11 protein-coding genes are annotated in these 13,688 nt (G+C 33.6%); 5 read left to right on the top strand and 6 right to left on the bottom strand.

The window, feature by feature from the left end; all coding sequences use genetic code 11:
- Positions 1-13: 13 nt before the first annotated feature.
- From QLS97_RS16280 to QLS97_RS16270, 3 genes are all read left to right on the top strand, one after another.
- Positions 14-1,711 carry a M23 family metallopeptidase gene (locus QLS97_RS16280; RefSeq protein WP_282718126.1) on the top strand — a complete coding sequence of 566 codons (1,698 nt, stop codon included), beginning with the start codon at positions 14-16 and terminating at the stop codon, positions 1,709-1,711.
- A gap of 12 nt (positions 1,712-1,723) precedes the next feature.
- The gene (locus QLS97_RS16275; RefSeq protein ID WP_282718125.1) at positions 1,724-4,195 is read left to right on the top strand and encodes a TonB-dependent receptor; all 2,472 of its coding nucleotides are present in this window, start codon (positions 1,724-1,726) and stop codon (positions 4,193-4,195) included.
- Positions 4,196-4,304: 109 nt separating this feature from the next.
- The gene (locus QLS97_RS16270) at positions 4,305-5,027 is read left to right on the top strand and encodes a hypothetical protein (protein ID WP_282718123.1); all 723 of its coding nucleotides are present in this window, start codon (positions 4,305-4,307) and stop codon (positions 5,025-5,027) included.
- Positions 5,028-5,038: 11 nt separating this feature from the next.
- On the opposite strand, the gene QLS97_RS16265 is transcribed toward QLS97_RS16270, so the two are convergent.
- The 5 genes from QLS97_RS16265 to QLS97_RS16245 all read right to left on the bottom strand — a co-directional run bounded on the left by QLS97_RS16265 (position 5,039) and on the right by QLS97_RS16245 (position 11,212).
- Positions 5,039-5,740, bottom strand: a complete 702-nt coding sequence (locus QLS97_RS16265; protein ID WP_282718120.1) for a hypothetical protein — start codon at positions 5,738-5,740, stop codon at positions 5,039-5,041.
- Between the two features lie 80 nt (positions 5,741-5,820).
- Entirely contained in the window at positions 5,821-7,668 is a 1,848-nt protein-coding gene (locus tag QLS97_RS16260) for an ABC transporter ATP-binding protein (RefSeq protein ID WP_282718119.1), read from the bottom strand.
- A gap of 80 nt (positions 7,669-7,748) precedes the next feature.
- Entirely contained in the window at positions 7,749-9,476 is a 1,728-nt protein-coding gene (locus tag QLS97_RS16255; protein ID WP_282718118.1) for a phospho-sugar mutase, read from the bottom strand.
- Positions 9,477-9,715: 239 nt separating this feature from the next.
- A complete protein-coding gene (locus QLS97_RS16250) occupies positions 9,716-10,675 on the bottom strand; it encodes a glycosyltransferase family 2 protein (RefSeq protein ID WP_282718117.1) in 960 nt (319 codons plus the stop codon).
- Between the two features lie 6 nt (positions 10,676-10,681).
- Positions 10,682-11,212: a DUF4199 domain-containing protein gene (locus tag QLS97_RS16245; RefSeq protein WP_282718115.1), complete on the bottom strand. Its 531-nt coding sequence runs from the start codon at positions 11,210-11,212 to the stop codon at positions 10,682-10,684.
- Positions 11,213-11,452: 240 nt separating this feature from the next.
- On the opposite strand from QLS97_RS16245, the gene QLS97_RS16240 reads away from it, so the two are divergent.
- Complete coding sequence (locus QLS97_RS16240) at positions 11,453-11,704, top strand: type B 50S ribosomal protein L31 (protein ID WP_039109118.1); 252 nt, start codon at positions 11,453-11,455, stop codon at positions 11,702-11,704.
- A gap of 162 nt (positions 11,705-11,866) precedes the next feature.
- A complete protein-coding gene (locus QLS97_RS16235) occupies positions 11,867-13,042 on the top strand; it encodes a GlmU family protein (protein WP_282718113.1) in 1,176 nt (391 codons plus the stop codon).
- 67 nt (positions 13,043-13,109) lie between these two features.
- Here QLS97_RS16235 and QLS97_RS16230 read toward each other — a convergent pair whose 3' ends face one another.
- Positions 13,110-13,643 (bottom strand): murein L,D-transpeptidase catalytic domain family protein, encoded by a 534-nt coding sequence (locus QLS97_RS16230; RefSeq protein ID WP_282718112.1) that lies wholly within the window; start codon positions 13,641-13,643, stop codon positions 13,110-13,112.
- Positions 13,644-13,688 lie beyond the last annotated feature (45 nt).

Here is a 13,688-nt window from a genome sequence, read left to right as displayed (position 1 = left end):
AAAAATGTAAACGATGAGATTTTCTGTATTTTTTTTATTTTTTTGCACTGCTGTTTTTGCACAAGTTGACTATCCAAAAGATTATTTTAGTTCACCATTAGATATTCCGATGCAATTGTCCGGGAATTTTGGAGAATTGAGACCCAATCATTTTCATGCAGGTTTTGATTTAAGAACGCAACAAAAAGAAGGATTGAAAGTATATGCAGTGGCCGATGGTTATGTGTCAAGAATAAAGATATCTACTTTTGGAAACGGAAAAACAATTTACATCAACCATCCTAATGGTTATACATCAGTTTATGGACATTTAAAAATGGCTAATGGTGAAATAGAAAACTACATCAAGAAAACGCATTACAAAGAACAATCATTTGAAATTGAAATGTTTTTTAAGCCCGATGAAATGATAGTAAAAAAAGGAGAAGTTATTGCTTTTTCTGGAAATACAGGAGCTTCAGAAGGACCGCATTTGCATTTTGAATTTCGAGATTCTAATTCAGAATTCATAATCAATCCGATGCTTTTTGGATTCAATAAATTTTTAAAAGATACTAAGAAACCAACTGTTTCCGGAGTTTATGTGTATCCTTTGGATTCGAAAACTACAGTCAATCATTCGAAACGACCTTTATTACTGAATGTTTCATTACAAAAAGACGGTACCTATCTTTCAGATAAAGTGGTGGCAAATGGTACTATAGGTTTTGGCATTTCTGCTTATGACAGCGACGATGTTTCGTTTAATAATAACGGAGTGTATAAAGTGCAGTCTTTTTATAATGGGAAACAAAACTTCGGGTATGAATTCAATACCTATTCATTTGACGACATGCGTTATATCAATGCGCTAATCGATTATTCGAGATATAAGAAAATGCAACAACGAGTTCAGAAATTATTCATGAAAAACCCATATAACTTGAGCATTATCCAAGCCGATGAAAATAAAGGAGTTTTACAAGTAACTCCAAATTTAGCATCGCTGTATCGCATTGAAGTTTCTGATTTCTTTGGAAATAAAAAAACAATAGCCATTCCTGTTCAATATGATTTATTGTCTACTACTATCAGCCCGGAGCCAGTGCAATCAAACTATTTTGTAAAAGCCAATAAAGACAGCAATTTTGCTTTAGCAAACATGTCGGTTTTCTTTCCTGCAGGAACTTTTTACGAAGATTTTGATTTGAATTTTGATGTAAAAAATGACACGTTGTTTTTACACGACGATACTGTTCCGGCTCATACTAATTTTACGGTTTCAATTGAAGACACAAAATCGACTGAAGCGCAAAGAGAAAAAATGTTCATTGGCAGAATAGAAGGAAAAAAAGTAAATTACAATCCAACCTATAGAAAGGACAGTGTGTTCAATACAAAGGTTAAAATTTTAGGGAAATATGCTTTGGTAGCAGATACTATTGCACCAAAAATAAGCATGACCGTTCCCGTAGAAGGAAAATGGATCAGCGAGCAAAAAACAATTAAGCTTTCCATCTACGATGACGTGTCAGGTATAAAATCATACAATGGCTATTTAAACGGAAAATGGGTATTATTCGAATATGATAATAAAACTAGAAAACTAATCCATTATTTCAGTGATGGAATTGTAGCTGAAGGCGCCAATGATTTAAAAGTTGTGGTGATTGATAATGTAGGAAATTCAACTACCTTTGAAACTCGTTTTTTTAGAAGCCAAAAAAAATAAAAACCAAATCATTTGAGCACTAATAAATTAATTTTTGTTTTCTTTTTTTGCTTCATAAGCCTACCTTTATTGGCCCAAACGGCTAGAATAAAAGGAGTTATTTTAGACAAAAACAATCAACCGGTAGATAACGTAAATGTTTCTTATTCCAGTATTGGCACTCAATCCAATAAAAATGGTTTTTACGATCTAAAAGTCCCTGCGAACCAAAAAGTAACACTTGTTTTTACGCATGTTTCGTTGAAAAAAATAACGATAATTTTTTCTTTGGATTCCAATGAACAAAAGGAGTTCAACCCAGTGATGAGTGATCAGGAAGAACAAATGGGTGAAGTGATTGTGACATCTAATAACAGAAAGTTAATTCAAGGGATTTCTACAATTGAGCCTGACGTCATCAGAAAGATTCCCGGAGCAAATGCAGGTATCGAAAATATTTTAAAAACCTTACCCGGAGTAAATTCTAATAACGAATTGAGTACGCAATACGCCGTGCGTGGTGGGAATTATGACGAAAATTTGGTTTATGTAAATGAAATTGAAGTCTATCGTCCGTTCTTGATTCGTTCGGGACAACAAGAAGGGTTAAGTTTTACCAATACGGATTTGGTACAAAATGTTGATTTCTCGGCGGGAGGTTTTCAAGCGAAGTTTGGAGATAAATTATCCTCAGTTTTAGATATTACGTATAGAAAACCGGTTAAATTTGGCGCAAGCCTTGAAGCTAGTTTTCTTGGCGGAAGCCTTTCTGTTGATGCAGTTTCCAAGAATAAAAAATGGTCTGCGGTTACGGGAGTTCGATATCGTAACAACAGTCTTTTGGTAAAAAGTCAAGAAACTCAAACGAATTTTACGCCATCCTTTGCGGATATTCAAACCAATATAAATTATCAAGCTTCGGCCAAATGGCAATGGAGTTTTCTTGGGAATATTTCTCAAAATAAATACCAATACCAGCCATTGACGAGACAGACTAATTTTGGAACCATAGATAATCCTATGGCACTTACTGTTTTTTATGAAGGTCAGGAAAAGGATAAATACGATACGTATTTTGGAGCTTTAAAAACAACTTTCAATGTTTCGGATAACTTCACTTTGAAATTTATCGGTTCTGTTTTTCATACTTTGGAACAAGAATATTTTGATATTTTCGCACAATACCGTTTAGGAGAAGTGGATTCCAGTATTGGATCAGAAACTTTTGGAGAAGTTGCTTTTACAAGAGGAATTGGTTCGCAGCTGAGTCATGCCAGAAATGATTTAGATGCGCTGATTGTTAATACAGAGATAAAAGGATTTCATGATTGGAAAGAAAATCAATTTGAATGGGGAATAAAATATACACTAGAATCCATTCGTGACAGAATAATAGAGTGGGAGGTAATTGATTCGGCTGGTTTCTCTTTGAATCCACCAATTATTGATTTACCTAAAAATGATCAACCGTATTCGCCTTACACAGGGCCACTTGTTCCGTATCAAAATATCCGAGCGACAAATTTTAACTCCATCAATAGATTTTCGGGTTATGGTCAATGGAGTTTGAAATCGAATATTGGTTCAAGTAAAGTTTGGTATAATGCTGGAATACGAATGCACAATTGGGAAGTTATTGGTAATACTATTATAGGAAAATCTCAAATTACTTTTAGTCCCAGAGCTCAATTTGCCATAAAACCAGCCTGGGAGAAAGATATGGTTTTTAGACTTTCAGGAGGATTGTACCATCAACCACCATTTTACAGAGAGTTGAGAGATGCGGATGGAATAGTGCAACCCAATACCAAAGCGCAACAATCTATTCATTTTGTTTTTGGGAATGATTATAGTTTTAAGATGTGGGATCGCCCTTTCAAGTTGGTTTCGGAGTTGTATTATAAATCGCTGACAGATGTAAATACGTACACGATTGACAATGTTCGCATTCGTTACGCTGCCAATAATAATGCAACAGCCTATGCGCAAGGATTAGATGTTCGCTTGAACGGGGAATTTGTTCCCGGGACAGAATCTTGGTTTAGCTTTGGTTATTTGAAAACAGAAGAAAACAGTAAAGATAAAGGATATATTGCCAGACCTACGGATCAACGATTGAAATTTGGGCTTTTGTTTCAAGATTATATGCCTAATATTCCAAGTATAAAATTGTATCTGAATTTAGTTTACAATACTGGATTGCCGGGAGGTTCGCCATCGTATGCTGATCCTTACTTATACCAAAATCGATTGAATGATTACCGCCGTGTGGATGTAGGTTTCTCCAAAGTTTTTATAGATAACACTACAAAAAAAGAGAACAATACGGGCTGGTTTAAAGACTTTAAAGAGTTGGCGATAGGATTAGAGATTTTTAATCTTTTTGACAATCAAAATGCCATTACAAATACTTGGGTTCGGGATGTGTATTCTAAAAATCAATATGCAATTCCTAATTATATGACCACCAGAGTTTTTAATGTGAAATTGACCGCAAAGTTATAACCGTTAAGAATGAGTAAAGTTTAACCCAATTTTAATTCGTTAAATCAAGTATCGAATGGCCTTACCATTTTTAAAAATGATTACATTTGAATTTTAATAGTACAACAACATGAAAAAACTACATATCACAATATTAGGAATCGCAATTTTGCTTTTAACCAGTTGTAAAGAGGAGATTGAAAAACCAAAAGTTACGTACGATGGAACAAATAGAGCAAAAGAACTGGCCAAAGCTGATTCTACTCAAATACAAATTGCCGATTTGCCACTTCAAATGGAAGGAACGGATTATTTGATTCATCCTGTTGCGGATTTAAGTATTCGTGAGAAAGGGATAAAATCGAGATATGGTTCTTCCAGCGTTAACGATTTGAGTTTTACAATATCGAACTATGGAGAATTTGAAATCACCGGTTTTTTACAGAATTTAAAATTTCAAAAAGTAGATTCGGATTCCATCAGAAAATTGACAGAAAAACCTGTTTTGATTCAAACAGCTACGTATTTAAAGTCGGTTGCTGATAAAACCAATAACCAAATTATGGTGTACACTATGGTCGACATGGATACGAATAAAGACGGAAAATTAGACACAAGTGATATTAAAGCCTTGTATTTAAGCGAAATCAGCGGTGAGAAATTCACTAAAATATCTTCTGATTTTCAGGAATTAATCGATTGGAAATTGATAGGGTCGAATAATCGTTTGTACTATAGAACCGTTGAGGATACTAATAAAAATGGCGAATTTGATAAGAAAGATGTGGTGAATTACTACTATATTGATTTGTCAAAAAAAGAATGGAAAATAATTGGTTACGAGCCAGTTTAGAAGCACTGATTTTAGATCAAAATCTCACTTTCCAAGTCTGATTTTTCTATAGTGAAATCAAATCCCAGTTGTTTTACTAATTGAATGACCAGATTTTTATACCAGTTTTCGGATTTGGGATGAATGTATATTTTTTCGATCAACTGATTGATATTTACATTGATTTTCAATCCTTCATTAATTTTTATATCGCTTTTGCCAATGTCTGTGATGATGCGTACTTCGCCTTCATATTGAAAACTTTTTCGTTTGAATAAAAAAGGAAAAAACATATCATCAAACGGAATGTGTTCTTTTTTGTAATCGATATAATTTACTTCCCCGATATATTGCTTGAGATTTATTTCTGGAACCAGCGATTCCTGCAAACGTCCGATTGTGGACTGGATTGCCAAACCTTCATTATTTTGAGTAAAAATCTGCCACATGGCAAATGATTCATATTCATTGATATGCCAGCTGCTAATCGCTACTTTTTCCCGATGTGTTTTATAATAGTTTAAAAAATCTGGATTGTCAATGGAAAGTTTTTTTATTTCCTCAAAAGTGGGTTCGCTAAAAGTGCCTTCATATTGATCTTCGAATTTATCTGATCGCGACATGAATAATTTTCCGGACATTAATAAATCTAAAAACTTAGATAAGTCAAGATATTTCCAAACAACAGTATTTGGATCTTCAGGAAGTTTTATGTTTGGATTGTTGATGTACATTTTTTTAGACTTTTAAGATTTAAAAAATAATATTATTTAAAGATTTAATGGTCACAAAAAGCTGTAATCTATATCATTTATTACTCGAAAGACTGCATGGTGACTAGTTTATTGTAAGTACCATTCATTGCAATAAGTTCGTCATGTTTTCCTTGCTCGACTATTTTTCCTTTTTGCATCACAACAATTAAATCAGCTTTTTGAATGGTAGATAGACGGTGCGCAATAACAATTGAAGTTCTGTTTTGCATCATGTTTTCCAGTGCCACTTGAACGAATTTTTCGCTTTCGGTATCCAATGCTGAAGTCGCTTCATCCAGAATCATAATCGGAGGGTTTTTCAAAACCGCTCTGGCAATGGATAATCGTTGTTTTTGTCCACCGGAAAGTTTGTTTCCGCTGTCGCCAATATTTGTATGAATTCCCAGTGGCAAGTCTTTTACAAATTCATAGGCATTCGCAATTTTCAATGCTTCGATGATTTCTGTATCGGTTGCATCCTGTTTTCCCAAAGCGATATTGGCTTTTATAGTATCATTAAATAAAATACTGTCTTGAGTAACTAATCCCATTAAATCACGAAGCGAGTGCAGGTTCATGTCTTTGATGTCAATTCCATCAATAGCGATTGTACCTTCATTTACATCATAAAAACGAGTCAATAAATTAGCAATGGTACTTTTTCCACTACCGGATTGTCCTACAAGTGCAACAGTTTGTCCTTTTTTAACTTGAAGCGAAAAGTCTTTTAAAACATTTTCGTCTTCATATCTGAAATTAATATTCTTAATTGCGATACTGTCTTCAAAAGTTAATTTTTTAATTGCATTTTCGCTGTCTGTAATCTCATTTTTTACTTCTAAAACTTCAAAAACACGTTGGGCTGCCGCTAGTCCATTTTTTACCGAATAAGAGGCTTTAGAAATGGCTTTGGCAGGAGTTAATATGTTATACGCAAGACCCATGTAGGCTAGAAATTTAGCTCCATCAAGTAATGCTTTTCCATCAGGTAATTTGTCGACAAGTACCATTTTTCCACCAAACCAAAGCAATATGCAAATAGTGATGATTCCTAAGAACTCACTTAAAGGCGTAGCTAAGTTATTTTTTTTACCTATACTGTTAGACAATTTTAAAACTCGGGTGACTGAATCATTAAATTTTTGTTTAAAATTTGATTCGGCATTGTAACTTTTAACAACTTTTAGTCCAGATAACGATTCTTCTACAATCGAAATTAGATAGCCATTTTCATATTGTACTCTTTCGGATTTGCTGCGCAGTGATTTACCAATTTTTGATATTAATAGTCCTGAAAGAGGGATAAAAATAAACACAAACAAGGTTAACTTAAAACTTATTGCAATCATACCAACAAGGGTGAATACGATGGTCATTGGCTCCTTAACAATTAATTCTAAGATAGAAAAAAAAGAATTTTGAACCTCATTTACATCACCTAACATTCTAGCCATAATATCACCTTTTCTTTTTTCGGAATAGTAGGAAACAGGTAAGTTAATGATTTTGTGATACATTGAATTTCTTAAATCCTTCAGCACACCATTTTTAAGATGCATCAAATGATTGGATGCTAAGTAATTAAACAGATTTTTGAATAGGAAAGTTATACTTACTATGGCAATAACTAACAGTAAGGCAAATTCAGGACCATTCCTTTCGGTTAGTAGTGTGATGTTGTAATATAAGTATTCTTTAGAAAATTTGATGATGTCAAAAATAGACTCTAAAACAGGTTTTTGATTGATTTTTTCAGTAGTACCAAAAAGGACATCCATCATTGGGATTAATGCAATAAAAGACAAGGTGCTAAACAGTGCGTAAAAAACATTGAATATTACGTTCCAAACCACATGAGAACGATATGGGTTTGTGAAAGGAATAATTTTTTTGAAATTTGAATCCATTTAAGTTGTTTTTTTTATCATCAAGACCCGATGACTTCTCCAATTATCGGGTCTGTCTGAAAAATCAATTTTGTTTTTAATTAATTCAATTGCATTGAAGTAATGATATTTTTTATTTTGTTATCCAAAATGCTTTCTACTTCATTGAAATCTTCAACTGAATCCAATTCCGTATTTACACTGATATAAAATTTTATTTTAGGTTCCGTTCCACTTGGTCTGGCACAAATTTTAGAACCATCTTCGGTGTAATAAATCAATACGTTCGATTTTGGAATTTCCATTTTGGTTTCCTCGTCAGTAAGCAAGTTTTTAGCTATTGAAGATTGATAATCCTCTACCATGACAACTCGTTGTCCGTTGATTTCTTTCAATGGATTCTCACGCAAATCAATCATCATCTGATTGATTTCCTGTAAACCATCCATTCCTTTTTTAGTCAATGAAACTAAGTATTCTTTGTAAAAACCGTTGTCCACATACAGTTGTAGTAATTCTTTATAAACCGTGCTTCCTTTTGCTTTTGCTTGAGCCGCAACTTCGCAAATCAATAAAGTTGCTGCAACAGCATCTTTATCACGTACGGCATCGCCTACCATATAACCAAAACTTTCTTCACCACCTCCGATGAATTCCAACTCAGGAAAATCCTTAATCATCTTGGCAATCCATTTGAAACCAGTCAAGCCAACTTTACATTCTACACCATAGTTTGTTGCTAATTCCATCATCATAGGAGTAGAAACAATCGTAGAACCCACAAATTGTTTGCCATTGATTTTACCTGCTTTTTTCCATTGTTCTAATAAGAATGCAGTCATCAAAATCATGGTTTGATTTCCGTTAAGCAACGTCATTTTACCTTCGTTATTTCTAACGGCAATTCCTAAACGGTCACAGTCAGGATCAGTCCCAATAACAATATCCGAATTCGTTTTGTCAGCCAATGCCAATGCCATTGTCAATGCTTCCGGCTCTTCTGGATTTGGAGATTTAACGGTTGGGAAATCACCATTCGGCACTCTTTGTTCTTCAACAATATTCACGTTAGGATAACCCGCTTGTGATAAGGTATCAGGAACTAATTTTATAGATGTTCCGTGCAAAGAAGTGAAAACAATATTCAGATTTTTTTTGGCTTCAGCCGAAGTTCCAAAACTCGCATTTTCGATAGTCGATTTGATAAAAGCTTCATCAACGTCCGTATCAATATAATGTATCAAATCTTCATTGGCAGTAAACTTGATTTGATTGTAATTTAAATTTTCAATAACAGTGATAATTCCCTCATCTTCCGGAGGTACAATTTGTCCACCATCTTGCCAGTATACTTTGTACCCGTTATATTCCGGTGGATTATGCGATGCCGTAAGAACAATTCCGCACTGACAGCCTAAATGTTTTACCGCAAATGACAATTCTGGAGTAGGTCTCAATTCCGAAAACAAATACACTTCAATTCCGTTAGCCGAGAAAACATCCGCAACTAATTTGGCCAACGTATCACTATTATGGCGACAATCGTAAGCAATAACCGCTTTCAAAGGCTGGTTAGGAAATGCAGTATGCAGGTAATCCGAAAGTCCTTGCGTGCTTTTTCCAAGTGTGTATTTATTGATGCGATTGTTTCCCACACCCATAACTCCGCGCATTCCGCCAGTTCCAAATTCAAGATTTTTATAAAAACTCTCTTCCAGTTCTTTAGGCGATGTAGTCATCAATTCTTTAATCGCTTCCTGAGTTACGGAGTCAAATGTTGGCGTAAGCCACTCATTGACTGCATCCAAAATGTTTTGTTTGATATCCATTCTATATGTTTTTTAGTTTCTAAATTCGTAATTAAAATTTAAATACAGTTGTTTTGTTTTAGGAGCTATATCCTGCTATCCGCTGTGTCTTTTTCTTTTTTTAAATAAAAAAAAGAAAAAGGATGCCGCTGCAAATGAAATTCACTGAACTCCTATAAAAATAAAAGTTATGTGAAGTAATCAGGGCTAGTTATAGTGTAAACGATAACTATTATCTTTAAATTTAGTTTTAGTTAAATTTATAAAAAATTAACTTCACTCGACACTTTATAACGCTCTTCATTATTTTTTGTTCGCAAAATTATTTCGCCAAGAAATCCGGCCAAAAATAATTGTGTTCCCAAAACCATTGTCGTAAGTGCAATATAAAACCAAGGATTATTTGTTACCAGACTATAGCGCATGTCATTATACATATGATATAGTTTTGAAATACCAATATATCCGGCAAGCATAAACCCAATAATAAACATTACAGATCCCATAGCACCAAATAAATGCATCGGTCTTTTTCCAAAACGGGAAAGAAACCAAATGGTAATTAAATCCAGGAAACCATTAATGAATCGTTCCATACCAAACTTCGTCTCACCATATTTTCTAGCTTGATGCTGTACTACTTTTTCACCAATTTTTCCAAAACCTGCATTTTTTGCCAAAACCGGAATGTATCGGTGCATTTCACCTGAAACTTCAATGTTTTTAACCACAATGTTTTTGTAGGCTTTCAATCCACAATTGAAATCATTCAATTCAACCCCTGAAGTTTTTCTGGCAGCCCAATTGAATAATTTAGAAGGAAGGTTTTTGGCCACTACGGAGTCGTAGCGTTTCTTTTTCCATCCGGAAACCAAATCATATTTGCCGTTGGTAATCATATCATATAATCCCGGAATTTCCTCTGGGCTGTCCTGCAAGTCCGCATCCATAGTGATAATCACATAGCCTTGCGCTTTTGCAAATCCAGCATGCAATGCTTGTGATTTTCCAAAATTTTTCATGAAACGAACGCCTTTTACATGAGGGTTTTCATTTGCAAATCCTTCGATAATAGCCCATGAGTTATCGGTACTTCCATCATCCAGAAAAATGATTTCGTACGTATAATTATGAGATTGCATCACTTTGATGATCCAGTTGTATAGTTCATTAAGCGATTCCTCTTCATTAAGAAGCGGTATGAGTATAGATAAATTCATTAATTTTTATTCTTGTGTAGATTTGCTTTTAAAGAATGCTGCCAAAATTAATCCAAAAATAGAACTGAAAACAATACTGAAAATAGATCCTTTTAATAGTTCCAATGTAGAATAAGGATTGTTTTCTTTCATTTTTGCTATAGCGTCGTTAATGGCTGATGCTGGTGTGCCTAATTTTTGCATCATATTGACAGTATATTTAATCATTAATTCACTTAAAGTCTCTTTAGCAGAAGGGTCAATAAAATTGAATAAAAGAACATTAAAAAGAGTTGAAATTAAAATACCTATTAGTGTAGCTATGAAGTAAGTCGTAAAAGCATCCTTGAAAGAGAAAACATTGTTGAGCTCTTTTTTTGTTTTCGAAAGTAAAACAATTCCCAATGTAAGATAAACCAAAATACTTAAGACTCCAATCCACCAAGAAGTAAATAAATTTAAATCAATAGCGTAAATTGTTGAAGTAATTAATGCAGAAACAATTCCAATTGTTACTCCAAAGGTTATTCCATTCTTTTTAATAATTTCATTTATCATTGTTGTTGTTTTAGAATTAATCCACAAATATAACAATTCCCAATATATTCGTAGCTAAAAATCGTTTTTTACGATTATATAAAAAAAGTGATGCAAAGATTTGTTTATTGGAAAATAATTGTAAATTTGCAAACTCAAAATAATATTGTAAAACAAAAAGTTATAAGGAGTTTATACCTTTTCTGTTAGAAGAAAAGCTTCAAGACAAATTATAATTAACAAATAAAAAAGATTAACAAGATGAAAAAAGGAATTCACCCAGAAAATTACAGATTAGTTGCATTTAAAGACATGTCAAATGACGAAGTTTTTATCACTAAATCTACTGCAGATACAAGAGAAACATTAACAGTTGATGGTGTTGAATACCCAGTTGTAAAAATGGAGATCTCTAGAACTTCTCACCCTTTTTACACAGGTAAATCTAAACTTATCGATACTGCAGGACGTATTGATAAATTCAAAACTAAATACGCTAAACACGTTAAATAATTTTAACTTGTTTTTAATTATATCAAAGCCTTTCTTTTTGGAAGGCTTTTTTTATTTTATTTATTTGAAAACTTTGTAACTTTGAAGTCAATATTATAAAAAGGGAAGTTGTTTGAGCTAATTTTAATCAACAAATAACCGAATCAACAAATAAACAATTTTATGAATTACATACTTTTTGACGGACCTTCCAGAAACGCTTTATTACCTTTTACTTTCACGCGTCCGGTTGCGGATATTCTTATTGGAATCATGACCATTCGTCAAAAATGGGAAATGCGTCTGGGTTCTACGACAACTACGTTGACAGAAGAATATTTGTCAGAGAAATTTCCAATGGTAGAATTAGAAGAAAATGTAATGATAAATGCTTCCTTTCTTCCTAATGATGTATTAGCAGAAATGGTTAGTAATTTAGAACCCAATCAAGCTATTTTTAAAGGAGATGAAGTCATTGCTTTTTATACGAATGAAGAGCAGGAAGAAGTAAATTTTGATACCTATGAAATTATTGAATATACTGATGATTGCATAACGGTTGAACATACTTGGGATATTTTTTCTAAAAATGATGCTGCGATACGAGAGGATTTTGAATACGTAACCGAGGATAGAAAATCACAGCCAATCCCAAAAAGTGTCAATGTCATTGCACCTGAAAATATATTTATAGAAGAAGGGGCAAAGTTAGAATTTGTTACTTTAAATGCTTCTGCAGGTCCTATATATATAGGTAAAGATTCAGAAATCATGGAAGGTTCAGTAATTAGAGGACCTTTTGCCTTGTGCGAAAATGCACAAGTAAAAATGGCTTCAAAAGTATATGGTGCTACAACAGTTGGGCCTTATTCCAGAATTGGTGGTGAAGTGAAAAATGTAGTGCTTTTTGCATATTCGAATAAAGGACATGATGGATTTCTAGGAGATTCTGTTCTTGGCGAATGGTGTAATATTGGAGCCGACAGTAATAATTCTAATCTAAAGAATAATTACGAAGAAGTGAAATTGTGGAGTTATGAAACGGAAGGTTTTGCTAAAACAGGACTTCAGTTTTGCGGATTGATGATGGGAGACCACAGCAAGTGCGGTATTAACACCATGTTCAATACGGGAACGGTAGTAGGTGTAAGCGCTAATATCTTTGGCAGCGGATTTCCTCGCAACTTTGTGCCTAGTTTTTCTTGGGGTGGCGCTTCTGGTTTTACCACTTATGTGACTAAAAAAGCTTTTGAAACAGCTCGATTAGTGATGAGCCGCAGAAACGTGGATTTTGATGAAAGAGAAGCCGCTATTCTAGAACATGTTTTTGAAGAATCAAAAAAATGGAGAAAAGAATAATTTCTCATTTTTAGATATAAAATAAAAAAGCCTCTTGATTGAGGCTTTTTTATTTTAAGTTAACCTTTTATTGATAAGCATAAATAAGTGACCCATTTTTTATTAAGTTAATTAGGGTGTTGGCATTGTTGTCCGGAACTGAAAAACATCCCCAACTAAATTTACTGAACATTTTTTTTGACGAATGAACAACGATGTTTCTTTTCAAAGCATTCGAATTCTTATCGCTTTCTAAACCATCTAATCTTAAAGAATATCCCCACATACCTTCATACGTCTGTAACGTAAGGTAACATCCTAATGAAGTGGCTTTACTTCCTTCAATATTGCTAAATGAACTGGGAGTTAATCCTGTTCCTGAGCCGGAACCATGATCCACATTACTGGTCAAAAGTATTTTGTTGCTTTTTAAATCAATAACATAAAGCCTGGCTTCGTTGATTGATTTTGAAAAATCAATGAGTGTAATAATATTTTTATTTTTGGCTTTAAAGCCCCATTTTGTTTGTACTTCGCAAGCTTTCTGTACAATTTCTTCATTGCTTTGGGCTACAATAAACTGGAAAGCGCACAAGAGAATAATTGTTAATGTTTTTGTCATGATCTAGTTTTTAAATTTTCATTCAACCTATAAAAGTTAGGTTTT

Source organism: Flavobacterium yafengii (assembly GCF_030010375.1).
GTDB classification, from domain to species: Bacteria; Bacteroidota; Bacteroidia; order Flavobacteriales; family Flavobacteriaceae; genus Flavobacterium; species Flavobacterium yafengii.
Note: the sequence above shows the minus strand (reverse complement) of the source record. Positions and strands in the feature narration are given on the sequence as shown.